General features: G+C 46.8%; 11 protein-coding genes. 9 read left to right on the top strand and 2 right to left on the bottom strand.

What is annotated here, in order from left to right:
- Positions 1–73 precede the first annotated feature (73 nt).
- The 8 genes from nirB to ACZ5R2_RS07660 all read left to right on the top strand — a co-directional run bounded on the left by nirB (position 74) and on the right by ACZ5R2_RS07660 (position 11,062).
- A complete protein-coding gene (nirB, locus tag ACZ5R2_RS07695; RefSeq protein WP_464901708.1) occupies positions 74–2,623 on the top strand; it encodes a nitrite reductase large subunit NirB in 2,550 nt (849 codons plus the stop codon).
- 19 nt (positions 2,624–2,642) lie between these two features.
- The gene (nirD, locus tag ACZ5R2_RS07690) at positions 2,643–2,984 is read left to right on the top strand and encodes a nitrite reductase small subunit NirD (protein WP_464902335.1); all 342 of its coding nucleotides are present in this window, start codon (positions 2,643–2,645) and stop codon (positions 2,982–2,984) included.
- A gap of 62 nt (positions 2,985–3,046) precedes the next feature.
- Complete coding sequence (locus ACZ5R2_RS07685) at positions 3,047–4,516, top strand: NarK family nitrate/nitrite MFS transporter (RefSeq protein ID WP_464901707.1); 1,470 nt, start codon at positions 3,047–3,049, stop codon at positions 4,514–4,516.
- A 115-nt stretch (positions 4,517–4,631) separates the two neighbouring features.
- The gene (locus tag ACZ5R2_RS07680) at positions 4,632–6,377 is read left to right on the top strand and encodes a protein kinase domain-containing protein (protein ID WP_464901706.1); all 1,746 of its coding nucleotides are present in this window, start codon (positions 4,632–4,634) and stop codon (positions 6,375–6,377) included.
- 169 nt (positions 6,378–6,546) lie between these two features.
- Complete coding sequence (locus tag ACZ5R2_RS07675; protein WP_464901705.1) at positions 6,547–6,984, top strand: DUF3859 domain-containing protein; 438 nt, start codon at positions 6,547–6,549, stop codon at positions 6,982–6,984.
- 258 nt (positions 6,985–7,242) lie between these two features.
- The gene (locus ACZ5R2_RS07670; protein ID WP_464901704.1) at positions 7,243–8,454 is read left to right on the top strand and encodes an acetamidase/formamidase family protein; all 1,212 of its coding nucleotides are present in this window, start codon (positions 7,243–7,245) and stop codon (positions 8,452–8,454) included.
- Positions 8,455–8,555: 101 nt separating this feature from the next.
- The gene (locus ACZ5R2_RS07665; protein WP_464919433.1) at positions 8,556–8,705 is read left to right on the top strand and encodes a hypothetical protein; all 150 of its coding nucleotides are present in this window, start codon (positions 8,556–8,558) and stop codon (positions 8,703–8,705) included.
- Positions 8,706–9,274: 569 nt separating this feature from the next.
- Positions 9,275–11,062, top strand: coding sequence for a methyl-accepting chemotaxis protein (locus ACZ5R2_RS07660; protein WP_464901702.1), 1,788 nt, complete (start codon positions 9,275–9,277; stop codon positions 11,060–11,062).
- A 398-nt stretch (positions 11,063–11,460) separates the two neighbouring features.
- Here ACZ5R2_RS07660 and ACZ5R2_RS07655 read toward each other — a convergent pair whose 3' ends face one another.
- Both ACZ5R2_RS07655 and ACZ5R2_RS07650 read right to left on the bottom strand, forming a co-directional pair.
- Positions 11,461–12,426 carry an alpha/beta fold hydrolase gene (locus tag ACZ5R2_RS07655; RefSeq protein WP_464901701.1) on the bottom strand — a complete coding sequence of 322 codons (966 nt, stop codon included), beginning with the start codon at positions 12,424–12,426 and terminating at the stop codon, positions 11,461–11,463.
- A 22-nt stretch (positions 12,427–12,448) separates the two neighbouring features.
- The gene (locus ACZ5R2_RS07650; protein WP_464901700.1) at positions 12,449–13,102 is read right to left on the bottom strand and encodes a TetR/AcrR family transcriptional regulator; all 654 of its coding nucleotides are present in this window, start codon (positions 13,100–13,102) and stop codon (positions 12,449–12,451) included.
- A gap of 477 nt (positions 13,103–13,579) precedes the next feature.
- On the opposite strand from ACZ5R2_RS07650, the gene ACZ5R2_RS07645 reads away from it, so the two are divergent.
- Positions 13,580–14,101 (top strand): hypothetical protein, encoded by a 522-nt coding sequence (locus ACZ5R2_RS07645; RefSeq protein WP_464901699.1) that lies wholly within the window; start codon positions 13,580–13,582, stop codon positions 14,099–14,101.
- The last annotated feature ends 76 nt before the right edge of the window (positions 14,102–14,177 follow it).

Raw genomic sequence — 14,177 nt, 5'->3', positions numbered from 1 at the left:
ATAATTGACCCAAGAAAATCAAACTATGTCTATAGAAAAAAATCGCAAAATCTGAGAGCTAAGGAATTAAGCCATGAGTAAACAGAAAATTGTCGTGGTCGGCAATGGAATGGTCGGACACAAGTTTATCGACCACCTGATCGCCGCCAAGCGCAGTGATATCGAGATCATCACCTTTAGCGAAGAGCCAAGGCTTGCCTATGACCGCGTACAACTGACCGCCTATTTTACTGGTAAAACCGCTGACGACCTGTCCCTGACCAGTGAAGCTTACTATCAGGACAACGGCGTGCGCTTTGTGATTAATGACAAGGTGAGCCAAATCGATACCGATGCCAAGCAAGTGATCACTCAGTCCGGACGGATTGAAGCCTACGATAAATTGATCCTAGCCACCGGCTCATACCCCTTTGTGCCCCCTATTCCTGGTAATGATCAGCCCCATTGTCACGTCTATCGTACTATCGAAGACTTGGATGCAATTGCCTTATCGAGTGAGACCAGTCGCTCAGGTGTGGTGATTGGTGGCGGGCTGCTTGGCCTTGAGGCAGCGAACGCGATCAAAAACCTTGGCCTTGAGACCCATGTGGTGGAATTTGCTCCGCGCTTGATGGCGGTTCAGCTTGATGACGGCGGCGGCGCACTGCTTAAGCGCAAGATTGAGGCGCTCGATGTTCAGGTACACACCGAAAAAGCCACTCAAGAGATTGTCGCGGGTGAGAGCGCTCGCTATCGAATGAACTTTGCTGATGGCACTCATATCGAAACCGATATGATTGTCTTCTCTGCCGGGATCCGTCCACAAGACGAGCTGGCGAAAGGGACGGACATCACCCTAGGTGAGCGCGGTGGCATCGTGGTCAACAATCACTGCCAAACCAACCTTGAAGATGTATACGCGATTGGTGAGTGCGCCCTATGGCAACAGCGGATCTTTGGTCTGGTAGCCCCTGGCTATCAGATGGCGAAGGTCGTAGCTGAGCAGATCCTTAATCCAGAAGGCGACAGTGAGTTTACTGGCGCCGATATGAGCACCAAGCTCAAACTGCTTGGCGTTGATGTGGCAAGTATTGGAGAGGTGCACGGCAAAACCGAGGGTGCACAGTCCTACACCTACAACGATGAAATTGAGCAAGTGTATAAGCGCCTGATCATCTCAGCCGATGGCAGCAAGATTGTCGGCGCGGTATTGGTTGGCGATGCCGAGGCGTACGGCACACTGCTGCAATACAAGCAAAACGATATGCCGCTGCCGAGTAACCCCTCCGTACTCATCCTACCTAATGCGGCGGATGACACCGGCGCGACCATGGGCGTCGAAGCCCTGCCCGATAGTGCCGTGATCTGTTCATGTTTTGACGTTACCAAGGGCGATATCAAACAAGCCGTCGCTGGCGGCTGCGCGAGTATGGCGGACCTCAAGCAGACCACCAATGCCTCAACCGGTTGTGGTGGGTGTAGTGCGCTTGCCAAACAGGTGTTAGACAGCGAACTGCTTGCATTGGGCGTTGAGGTCAATAACGACCTGTGTGAGCACTTTGCTTACACCCGCCAAGAGCTGACCGATATCGTGCGGATTAATCAAATCAAAACCTTTGATCAACTGTTAGACCAATACGGTAAAGGCCTGGGCTGTGAGATATGTAAACCCGCTGTCGGCTCAATCCTCGCCTCCTTCTGGAATGACTATATCCTCGATAACCAACATATGGAGTTGCAGGATACCAATGATATCTACCTTGGCAATATGCAAAAAGATGGCACCTATTCGGTGGTGCCACGTGTCGCAGGGGGAGAGATCACACCCGATAAACTCATCGCGCTTGGCGAAGTCGCCAAAGAGTTCGACCTTTACACCAAGATCACTGGTGGCCAGCGAGTCGATTTGTTTGGCGCTCAGCTCAATGATCTGCCGACCATCTGGCGCAAACTGGTCGATGCTGGCTTTGAAACCGGCCACGCCTACGGCAAAGCGGTGCGCACGGTGAAATCGTGTGTCGGCAGTACCTGGTGTCGCTATGGCGTCGATGACAGTGTGGGCTTTGCCATCGATATCGAGAATCGCTATAAGGGCCTACGTGCACCGCACAAGCTGAAATTTGCCGTGTCGGGCTGTACACGTGAGTGCGCCGAAGCCCAATCGAAAGACATCGGCGTCATCGCCACCGACAACGGCTGGAACTTGTATGTGTGTGGTAACGGCGGCATGCGCCCCCGCCACGCCGACCTGTTTGCTAGTGACCTAGACCGAGAAACCCTGATCAAATACATCGACCGAGTGTTGATGTTCTATATCCGCACCGCCGATCGCTTGCAGCGCACCTCAGTGTGGCTTGAGAACCTTGAGGGCGGCATTGATTACCTCAAACAAGTCGTGATTGACGACAAGCTTGGCCTGGGTGAAGAGCTTGAGCAGCAGATGGCTGACAATATCGCCAAGTACCAGTGTGAGTGGAAGACCACCCTCGAGTCGCCAGAGAAACTCAAACGCTTCCAGCACTTTATCAACAGTGATGAACGCGATGAGCGACTGAATTTTATCTCGGTTCGTGAGCAGAAACTGCCCGCACCTGCCCCGCAACAGACCGTTGGCGACATTGATGTCGTTGAAGTGAATTCTTAAGGAGACCGCCATGAACACGATGACCATCAAGCCAGAGCTGACCTGGGTCTCGGTGTGCAAAGCCAGTGACCTGACGCCCAATACCGGTGTTTGCGCGCTGGTCAACGGCAAGCAGGTGGCAATTTTTCACTGCCAGCGCTCGGGCAACCTGTATGCCATCGACAATTTCGACCCACTCGGCAAGGCCAATATTCTCTCACGCGGGATCATCGGCTCAATAGAGGGTGAGCCCTATGTCGCCTCGCCACTGTATAAACAGCATTTTCACCTGCGTACCGGCGCCTGCCTCGAGGAGCCAGAGATCCAGATACCCACTTACTCAATCAGAACAATTGAGGGAGAGGTTCAAGTTCAAGCATAACCAAACATAATAATTTTATTTAAGTCAGTTATTTATACGGAAATACTCAAGAGGAAAATTTTATGGAAAACAGCAAATTTTCAATCTTCTCGTTCACGGGTAAGATGAAGATACTCCACCTCAGCTGGATGGCGTTTTTTATTACTTTTGTCGTCTGGTTTAACTTCGCACCGCTATTGCAAATGGTCAAAGAGACCCTTGGCCTTACTACTCAGGAGATCAAAACCCTACTCATTCTCAACGTTGCCCTGACCATCCCAGCTCGGGTACTGATAGGCATGTTCACCGACAGGTTTGGTCCGCGCTTAGTCTATTCCGCACTGCTGGCCGTCTGTTCGATTCCGTGTTTTATGTTCGCGTTTGCCGACTCCTTTATGCAAGCTGCCATCGCGCGCTTCCTGCTTGGCTTTATTGGCGCTGGTTTCGTGATTGGTATTCGCCTAGTCTCGGAGTGGTTCCCACACAACGAGCTGGGTACGGCTGAGGGCATCTATGGTGGCTGGGGTAACTTTGGCTCAGCGGCAGCGGCGTTCACCCTGCCAACCGTTGCACTGCTGTTTGGTGGTGATGAAGGCTGGCGCTACGCGATTGCGGTGACTGGTGTAATGAGTTTGGTGTTCTCTTTTGTTTTTTATCGCAACGTTTCTGATACACCTAAAGGCTCAACCTACTTCAAGCCTAAGCATCTCACCGCAATGGAAGTGACCTCAAAAGGTGACTTTTACTTCCTGCTTGGCATGAAAATTCCTATGTACGCCGTGCTAGGTCTACTGGCATGGAAACTGTCACCATCGGGCATCGGCATGCTTACCGATACCATGGTTTACTCTATCTACGTTGGTCTAGTGGTGCTCTACCTTATCGAGGCATCGCAAGTCTGGAAGGTCAACAAGGGCATCTTTACCAAACCAGTTGAAGAAATTCATCAATACAAGTTCAAGCAAGTTGCGGTGCTGAATGTACTGTACTTTGCCACCTTTGGCTCTGAGCTCGCCGTGGTCTCCATGCTACCCTTGTTCTTCTCAGAAACCTTTGGCCTGTCAGCGGTATTGGCCGGTATGGTCGCCTCGGCGTACGCCTTTATGAACCTGATGTCGCGCCCTGGCGGCGGCTGGATTTCAGATAAGTTTGGTCGTAAATCGACCCTGCTATTTTTAACCGCTGGCCTAGCTGTGGGTTACTTTATGATGGGCCAAGTGGGCAGTGATTGGCCGGTTTGGCTGGCTGTTGTCTGCGCCATGGTGTGCTCATTCTTTGTTCAAGCAGGTGAGGGTGCGGTGTTTGCTACTGTGCCGCTGATCAAACGCCGTATGACCGGACAAATTGCGGGTATGACCGGAGCGTATGGTAACGTGGGCGCGGTAACCTACCTGACAGTGCTGTCGTTTGTCGACTACCAAACCTTCTTCTACGTGATCGCTGCCACTGCGGTGGTCGGTTTTGGTGCGCTACTGTTTATGGAAGAGCCCAACGGTAAGATTGCCGAGGTCAATGAAGATGGCAGCGTTACGCTGATTGATGTCTCCAACTGATCGCCCTCGTTTGGCAAGAGTAGACCCAGCCCTATTTGAGCTGGGTTTGCTCGCCTAATCCCCAAACGATGAAAGACGGCTCTTAATAAGGCCATGAACTAGAGCAAGGATTGCGATGAACTCGAACAATGCTTTTTTACTTTCCAAGCTACAACTTGACTACGGCGGGCACTCACTAACCGGTCGTCGCAAGGAAAATCAGGATGCGTTTACGGTCAATGTTCCGAGCAAACACCACGAGCTTGTACACAAGGGCGTTGTTGCCTGCATCGCCGATGGGGTTAGCTGCAGTGAACATAGCCAGAAAGCCAGCCAGACCGCGGTGATGCAGTTTATTGACGATTACTACGCGACCCCACACAGCTGGAGCATCAAACACTCGGCAAATAAGATCCTTCACTCCCTCAACACCTGGCTATTCGAGCAAGGCGCTCAGTACGGCCCAGCCCATAACGGCCTGGTCACCACCTTTAGTTGCCTAATCATTAAATCCAATACCGCCCACCTATTTCATGTTGGTGATACGCGGATCTACCTACTCAGGGGTAAGAAATTACAACAATTGACCCGAGACCATCAGCGGATCAATTTTGGTAAAACGGCCTACCTAACGCGTGCGCTCGGGATGGACTCCTCACTCGACGTCGACTACCAATCGATCAGCCTTGAGCCTGGCGATCGTTTCTTGATGACCACCGATGGCTTACACGATTATGTTGCTCATGGCCAGATGGAACAGATGCTTAGTGAAGCAGAGGGCGACTATGAACTGCTCTGCCACCAGCTGTGTAAAAGCGCCTATCAAGATCAGAGCCACGATAATATCACCTGCCTTGCGATGAATATCTTGCAATTGCCTGACCACTCTCAGCTTGAGTATCAGCAAAATATTGTCAGTCGCGCGATCCCCCCCGCCCTCAAAGAAGGCAATGTGCTGGAAGGCTTTGAAGTAGAAAATGTGCTCCACGCAGGAACTCGCAGCCACGTCTACTTAGTTAATAACCAAGCCAATAACCAGCATTACGTACTCAAAACCCCATCACAAAACGACAGTGACGACATCGGCACGCTCAAACTGTTTGCTAACGAGTATTGGGTCGCTAGTCAACTCAGTAGCGAGCGGATCATGCGCATGTATCCCACCCCAGCCGACTCACAATTTCTCTATCAAGTCTGTGAGTACATCGAGGGCGTGACCTTGCGTCAATGGATGTATGACAATCCTAAACCTAGCTTACAACAGGTACGTTTGCTGCTTGATGAGATCGTTAAAGCGCTACGAGTTTTCCAACGCGCTGAGATGGTTCATCGTGATCTAAAACCTGAGAACATCATGGTAACAGACAGTGGCTCAATCAAGATCATCGACTTCGGCTCTGTCAAATCGCTCGGCCTAGACGAGATAGAGCCTGAAAATCACGACTCTGTCCCACTCGGGGCACTCAATTATATCGCGCCGGAATACATCAATGCCGGTGTAGCCGATACGGTCTCCGATCTGTTTTCTGTGGCGGTAATTGGCTATGAGATGCTCACTGGTGAGCTGCCCTATCAAGCCTCCAGCAATCAAAGCCTGCAAAGTGCACGGCACACCAACTGGCACTATCGCCCCATTAGTGAATTTCGTGATGATATACCCGCGTGGGTTGATCTAGCATTGAAAAAGGGCACACACCATATTCCAGCAAGGCGCTATGATGTGCTGTCGGAGTTTGTACTTGACCTCTACACACCCAACCAAACCCTGCAGAAAGAACTGAAAGACAGCCCGCTGATAAAACGCAACCCACTGATATTCTGGAAGCTCTCAACCGCTGTTCTGGCTCTCATCGTCATGCTGCAATGGGTCGCAATGCTTTAATATCCTCATTCCTTTTCTTGCCAATATGGTTTAGCATGCGCACTCATTCTGGGTAGGGAAAAATTGTTCCAATAAGCGAGGAACATTCACCAACCGCAATACTCCTCGCACCTCTAAGGGCAAAGCCCGTCCCCGCACCCCGCATCCTTATTGTTGGAGTTTATTGCAAGTGGCTAAACGTTCCCCGGTTATCGAAATGACCTCTTACGGCATCTATTCTCATTGGGATGCAAAGTCCAAAGACCTACCTAAAATCAAAGAGTTCACCACAGTTGTACCGGCTGATGAAGGCATTGAGTTTGGCTTTATTGTCAACATCAAAAAAGCCAAGGGCACATTATTGAACTTTTGCATTTATCATCCGGGGATCGTCAACAAGAAAGGCCAAGTGCTAGAGCGGTTTGATGGTGAGATCTATGTGCGCAGCAACGACTGGAATTTTTACCTTGGTGACACCATTCAACTGCTCCACCCAAGTGAGGGACTAGAGAGCAACCTTGGAGAGTGGCGCATGGTGCTTGAGATCGACGGTCGCACCGTAGCGGAAAAAACCTTTAAGGTCACTGCACGTGACCAAGCCCAGTTTTGGAAGCAGCGCGGTTTCTGATCACGCTAACTTGGTGCAGCCCCTCGAACTCAGGGGCTGACTGTTCATTCGATCAAGCATTACCCATACTAGCCCAACCACCTACCTTAACCCCAAGACATATTGCGCACTTAAAGTGCAACCACGCATCACTTCGCCCCATAATACAGCAATTTGGCCACACCTAGCTTTCCGGAACCCTTACCGAATAACTAGTGAGAATAACGGCATGTCATTTGCTTTAACAGGTTGTTTTACAATAAAACCAAGGAAGTAAAAATGACTAAAAAGTCACTATTTGCGCTGTTGGCTTGTTCTCTATCTGTTCAAGCGGCCACTATGGATGGCATTGAAGTATTGCAGCCTCTTTATGATGAACCCACCTTTATCGAGTCTGGCCGTTACGCTAACTCACACTATGTTCCATCAACAACTAACACCATTATGTGGGGCTACCTGCCCAACCGATTAACACCACCAGTGGCTTCGATTAATTCGGGCGACATCGTGGTATTTGACACCGTGTCTCATGAGGGGATCTTGGAGGATCAAGGCCGAGACCCACTCAAATACTTTGGTGAGCATGGCTACGCAAAAGAGTTTGTCTTAGAAGACGCGGTAGACATTGCAGGCTCTGATTTGGAGCATGACTTTTTTAAAGACGGTCCACATATTGTGACTGGCCCTGTTGAGATCAAAGGTGCTAGGCCTGGTGACGTGCTTAAAGTGGATATCGTTAAGCTTGAGCCGCGTGTACCCTACGGCGTTATCTCCAACCGTCACGGTAAAGGCGCACTCGTGGGCGAATACCCGAGAAGAAAGGCCTTACCTAACCCAAGTGCCGAGTTTCCTGAGCGCTTTGGTAATGTGTCGATCCTGTCTCCCGTGTTCAAAAAAGATGGTAGCTATTTTGGTCGACTTGCCTCGGGTGATAAGAACATCGTATTCCCACTCAACCCTTTCATGGGCATCATGGGTGTTGCACCGGATAAAGAGTTTCCAATCCACTCCGTTGCACCGCAATACTTTGGCGGCAACCTTGACGTAAAAGACCTCATTGAAGGCACGAGCGCCTACTACCGAGTGAACGTCGATGGTGCGATGTTCTACACAGGTGATAGCCACTTTAACCAAGGCGATGGTGAAGTGGCCTTGACGGCACTGGAAGCCTCGGTTCGCGCAACCTTTAAGCTGACCCTTCTCAAGCAAGGCTCAGAGGCGATCCCTGGTGCCTTCATTGACACGCCGCTCGGAGAAACCGCTGAATTTTGGATGCCTGTGGGTCTTGATGAAGACCTGAACATCGCGATGCAAAACGCAACGCGTGAATCCATTCGTTTCCTGGTTAATCAGTACGGTATCAGCGAGGAAGTCGCACTGGCCTACTTGAGTGCCAATACTGACTTTGCTGTCTCTCAGGTCGTCGATAAAACCAAGGGGATCCACGCCAAAATCCGTAAAGCCGACTTTGCGGAATTTGAACAAGACTAATTGAATCATCCCTAGGTTAGCTTGTGCTCCGTAGCGCAGGCTAACCCCTAAAAACCACCACCCTGACCTCTTACTTATTCGCAAAACCCAATGACGGCTTGGTGAGTGTCGATTCGGCAACACTCGAAGGTATGAATGACTATTGGCAAGTGCCATTGATGCACCACCAGCTTAGAAATCACTCCTCGGTCGTGGAGCAAGTCATCAACTATCTTCAAGATGCTTCCTTTGGTGAAGTTCAACGCGAATAAGGTATTTGGTTAAAAAACTTTAGGGGCAGTCATTTTCTCTTGGTCATTGGCTTAATGACACAGTTGCTTGGTAGTAATCTAGGCAGTAATACCTTAAAAGTTTAAGTACGAAGTATGTTTTATATGTGCAACAGGCTCCTTGATTAGTTCAGTGTTATTATTTTCCATATCTAACAGGTAAGCTTTAACTCTTAATTAACAAAACATCATACTAATTGTTTTGCGACTTACTTTCCTAGGTGAGTTGTTTGAGAGCCCTGAAGTAGACTCTTAATTTACTCCTTAGATATTTTTATATATTCGAACGCCACCCATCAATATCAAACAAAATACTGCCGATTTAGTGGCCTACTGCACATCTCTTAAGTCCAACAATTGAGAACGTTTACACATTCGTGTTTTATGTTCATTAGATACCTCGTTTGATCACTCACAACCTAAACGAGAAAAATCGCATTATAAACAAGCAAGTAACGTTAATTTCAACTGTGATAACTGCCGCTCTCAGCATCGAACGATGGAACTAGCACGACAAAACGAGAGTATTAGGAGTAAAACAAGGAACCCTTATGAAAACGTTGTCATTCAAGAAGACTATTGTGATGGTCATCTTTTCTCTTTTGTTGATCTCAATCACTGCCTCTTACCTTAGCTCAAGGCATTTTATCCAAGAGAAGCTCACTGAATCGGATACTCAAGCACTCAATACACAAATTACCTTAATTAGTCAGCAGCTTGAAAGCCAACTAAACGCATCTCTACGGCATGCAGGAAGCACCCCTCTTAGCCTTTCCAATATGGCTCAGGTATTAGGCTCATCGGGCTTTCATCGCATAGTGAAAGTTATGTATGGCACTGTGTTTAGTCCAGAACCCAGTCTTGAGAACCTACAAAGTGCACAACCCACCTTTCTAGAGTTCTCACCAGAACTTGAACAGCGCTATCAAGATATGGCCAATCAACCGATGTCAGAGGGTGGCTATATCAGTAGCGTTGAATATGTTGAAGGGCTGCCAATCATAGCGATTGCTCAACCATCGCTCAATAGCGACGCAGGCGTCGACATTTTCGAAATTAACCTTAAGTCACTGCTCGATAATCTTGCTGAGATCCAACAACAAGGCAGCTTTATTGTCATCCAAGATGACTCTGGCTCCGTCCTTTTTTCCAATCTGACAGACGAGCTCGAGGCTTCAATTATATTGCCAATTAAGTTTAACGACGTTGAGTGGCAAGTCATTGGTTATATTGATAATCACTATATCGAAGCAAGCACTAGTGAATTAAACCAGAATATCCTCGTTAGTACACTCAGTGTGGCAGCGATCGTGCTTGTCATTGCTTTGCTTATCCTGCGGGTTGCCTTTAAACCTATCGTCGAATTAAAAACACTGGTAGCAGAACTGGCAAGTGGCGAAGGCGATCTTACCCAACAGTTAGACATCAAGACTCAAGATGATCTGGGAGAAATCGCAGCAAGCATCAATAAGTTCATCACTCAACTCAACTCGATGATGGCTGAGATCAGTGCATACACCAATCAATCGACAGAAGATATTCAGCACCTAGAAAACCGTACTAACTCTAACAAGGATATGGTCCAAGAGCACAATATCCAATTAGAGCGTGCAGCTGCGGCAGTAACACAACTTAATGCCGCCGCCACGCAGGTCGCAGCAAGCGCATCGGAAGCCTCCGAGTTGACTCAAAGTGCTAATCGCCATGCCTCTGATAGTGAAGCTGTGGTTGCCGGTGCTGTTGACAGCGTCAACTCTCTAACCAAAGAATTTGACCATATGTCAGAGTCGATTAACTCTATGGTCAGCAATGTTGAACAAATTCATACCGTTTTGAGCGTGATTGGCGATATTGCTGAACAAACCAACCTACTCGCACTTAATGCAGCTATCGAAGCTGCCCGCGCCGGAGAGCAGGGCCGTGGCTTTGCGGTTGTTGCCGACGAAGTACGCGCTCTAGCGGCTCGCACTCAGCAAAGCACTGCACAGATCAATCAGATGCTAGGGCTATTGCACACCAGTAGTGAGGAAGTCGTTTCATCCCTATCGCGCACTCAGGCTCAAAGCACAGAGACTTCTGAGGCGACCAATGAAATCCACAATTACCTATCTGAGATAGTGAATGCGATTGATAATATTACTGAAACCAGTGCTCAAATCGCCCAAGCAGCAACCGAACAAACTCAGGTCAGTTCAGAGATAGCAGATAACATGACCAATATGAATCTCGCTGTTCAAGGCTTAGAAAAAAACACCTTGCAGGCCACCAGTAATATGAGTCAGTTAGCAGAGACAAACCATTCACTTGGCGAGTTGGTGGGGAGATTCAAATTAAGCTAAGAGTAATGCAAACGATGAGGCTTGAGCTGGTGGCACTAAAAAAACGGTGCTGTCTGGCTTAAGTTATCCTGCGTTTGCCTAAATAGATACTCGCCTATTCATTGAAGGCGATTTTTAACGCTAGCGGAATTGAGAGTAAGTGAACTAGGGGCAATAAACATCGAGCAGTAAGGCAAAAATCGCCCTTTATTTTGTTTCAACAAACCTATGAAAAATTGAACTATCACCTTCTAGTGTCTAACGATAAGCTGTAATACAACGCAACAGTATTACAGCTTAAGGATCATGAGAGAGATCTCTAAATCATCTCAATATTAAGGGCAATCTAGTTGGAGGTATTCTATACCCAAGTGACCTCACCTCAATGCTTGTTTAGCTGTTTCTCCAAGCCATATCGTCTATAGTTCGTCAAAGAAACCAGTGATAGTATGCAAACTCCACTCAGGATTAAGTGTCAACATGTTATGACCCATACCTTTAGCCATCACGTGAACAGTTTGAGTTGGTAGTTTGGGCATATGATAACGATCTTGAAACTCATAACCAAAATAGCTGCATTCACTACTAATAAGCATCAACTTTCCGTTATAGGATGAAATACCCTCCGTTAAGTCATAGTGAAAAGCTGATGGGTCGCTCATTATTGGCCTTAGCATTGTATTGAAAGCCTCATATCCTCCTCTTGAAAAGGCATCTGGCGGCATAGAGTCGTATTCACACTGATAGGGTGCTCCAGGTTCATTACGATTCAGTGTTTTAGTCATGACGTAATCAAAACCTTCGTGTCCGTCAAACTTTTTGACGAATGGGTAAGCTGCCATATGCCTAAGTAAAAAAAATAAACTACCAATCGACTGTGAACCCTTCATTCGTTTAACAAACTCTGCTGCAGATGATGAGTCCAACATACCAGGCTCAACTATAACTGCATGAGATACTTTTTCAGGATGAGAAGACAAGTAACCAGAAACCAACATCCCTCCAAACGAATGTCCGATTAATTTAACTTTGTTACCCTTTGAGAAATAATCTACAAACGCATCGAGGTCATCAAGGTATTTCTCCAAAGTCAGGTGTGTCTTGCTGACTCTCGGAGAAAGGCCCGCTCCTCTTTGATCATAAAATATAATCTGATGTTGCTTTGACAAAGGCGTCAGTGATTTAAGGTAGGTGTGATCGCCACCGGGGCCCCCGTGCACGACAATAATAACATCATTCTCATTGGTACCTTCTATATAGGTATGGAACTTATAATTATTTAACTCGGTAAAAGGTAAGCTATGGTCATCATCTAGCGTGCTAGGTACTGTTATGCACCCTGTCAAACTTAAGAGCGTGGGTAGGAAAAGTCGTTTTTTATACATTGTACGTCCATTTACTTCATGTTTATTTGGTCAGAGAATGGGCAGCCCCATAAATAAACAGGTTCATTTGATTTCTAAAAGCGTCTTTAATGTCATATTCAGATGCATGACTAAAAATGATCGGTACCGTATAGAATATGGCCGATAATGCGGTTATCAAAGTAGTTAAATCACTATTTACAGGTAGTTCATTCTTTTCAATCGCCTGTTGAACACCTAAGGACATTAGACTTGCTAGGTTTTCAATATTTATACACTCAACGTTATCCCAATCCGGAAAAGCAACCAATTTGTCTGCATCGGAAAGAGAGGAGCCTCCAAGTATTCTATTAGACTTAATTTGTAGGGAAATTATCTCTTTCATTAGCCTTGGACGCTTAGTGTAAATTTCAGCAACATTGTCAAAAAGGCCTTCTATCGCTTTAAGTCCTATCTTTTTATTCTCAACTGAATTTAACCAGTAAACCTCAACCAACCAAAGCTGAATGTAGTAGACCAAAATGTCAGCTTTATGAGGAAAGTAGTTGTAGAAGCTTGCTTGCGAAATTGATGCTGATGAGCAAAGTTCACTAATTTTTATTTCATCAAACTCTTGACTATCCAATTTAGACAACAAAGCCTGAAGGATTGCCTGTTTGTTTTTGGCTGTCTTGATTTCACGTTTTGTCACAGTCATTTAGATTTAAACTTATAGTCAACTATAAGTTTGATAATTATACATTTCAAAGTTAAAGTCAACTACAAGTTTTGCCTGAGCGTTTCACAGATCGATTGGTGATGGCGAACTCTATGACTTTCGTCCCACATTGACTGAGCTGAAAGATGCGAGGTATTTGCTGGTGCGGACCGACTGCCACATGTGTTTCAGGCTTAAATTATCGTCCAATACTGCTCCAAACTGATTAGCTGCAATATCGTCGTAAACACGTGATGCAGCAAACGGCGTATTAAGTCCTGTTATGCAACTCCTCACAAATTTGTGCAGTTGAAATTAGCCAAAGTAAAGGCGCATTTTAAGCTCACTATCTCACCGATATTGACTTAACAAAATCTATCGAGTAGTGTTTTAAATCGTTGATTTTAAAGGTCAAAAATCGTAATTGAGCCATTCCCCTTGGATTAGTGTTCGATTATTTTCAATCAAAGAGTTTATATGTACTTTAAGTTTAAAATTGTTGGATTGATTTCTGTAATTCCTCTGTTATCAGGATGTGGTTCGGCTCTCGTCGCCATATACAACTCAATTGATGGCCTAATTCCAAGGCCCATAGAGCAGTCTCCCTATAGCTACGAACTGACTATTACTGACTTACGCAGCCAGCAGAATGATGTACGCACTATATCTTGCGAAAAATACTATCATACCAGCGCAGGTGGCATGGGTAATGCGTGGAGGTGGCGTTATAAAGAAGACATACCGAGCTTTCAATTGGTATTTGAGGGGAAAAGGGTTGCTGAGTTAACGTACCCGTCTTGTAAGAATTTACATTATTGGGACAACCCGAGAATTAGAGAGTCATTTGATACGTTAGGTTTTCGCTTTGCCAATCGAGAACATATCTATCTCAAATCATATAATGGCAAGCTTGCTCATATTGTTAGCGTCAATTCGCAAAAAATTGTTATGTTTGAACTGCCTATCAATATCGCTTGGCGTCGAATTGAGAGGGAGTAACCATACCAGCCAAAGTGATAAAACCTTGACTTAAACACTGCTAACATCATGCTTAAATCAACTGCTCAATCATTCA

The sequence above is a fragment of the Vibrio sabulosilitoris genome, from assembly GCF_055391395.1.
This window is presented reverse-complemented; position numbering and strand designations above follow the sequence as displayed.

Excerpts from the sequence above, each read along its gene's own strand:
- nirB (WP_464901708.1), top strand. The coding sequence starts at position 74 with ATGAGTAAACAGAAAATTGTCGTGGTCGGCAATGGAATGGTCGGACAC.
- nirD (WP_464902335.1), top strand. The coding sequence starts at position 2,643 with ATGACCATCAAGCCAGAGCTGACCTGGGTCTCGGTGTGCAAAGCCAGT.
- ACZ5R2_RS07685 (WP_464901707.1), top strand. The coding sequence starts at position 3,047 with ATGGAAAACAGCAAATTTTCAATCTTCTCGTTCACGGGTAAGATGAAG.
- ACZ5R2_RS07680 (WP_464901706.1), top strand. The coding sequence starts at position 4,632 with ATGAACTCGAACAATGCTTTTTTACTTTCCAAGCTACAACTTGACTAC.
- ACZ5R2_RS07670 (WP_464901704.1), top strand. The coding sequence starts at position 7,243 with ATGACTAAAAAGTCACTATTTGCGCTGTTGGCTTGTTCTCTATCTGTT.
- ACZ5R2_RS07660 (WP_464901702.1), top strand. The coding sequence starts at position 9,275 with ATGAAAACGTTGTCATTCAAGAAGACTATTGTGATGGTCATCTTTTCT.
- ACZ5R2_RS07655 (WP_464901701.1), bottom strand. The coding sequence starts at position 12,426 with ATGTATAAAAAACGACTTTTCCTACCCACGCTCTTAAGTTTGACAGGG.
- ACZ5R2_RS07650 (WP_464901700.1), bottom strand. The coding sequence starts at position 13,102 with ATGACTGTGACAAAACGTGAAATCAAGACAGCCAAAAACAAACAGGCA.
- ACZ5R2_RS07645 (WP_464901699.1), top strand. The coding sequence starts at position 13,580 with ATGTACTTTAAGTTTAAAATTGTTGGATTGATTTCTGTAATTCCTCTG.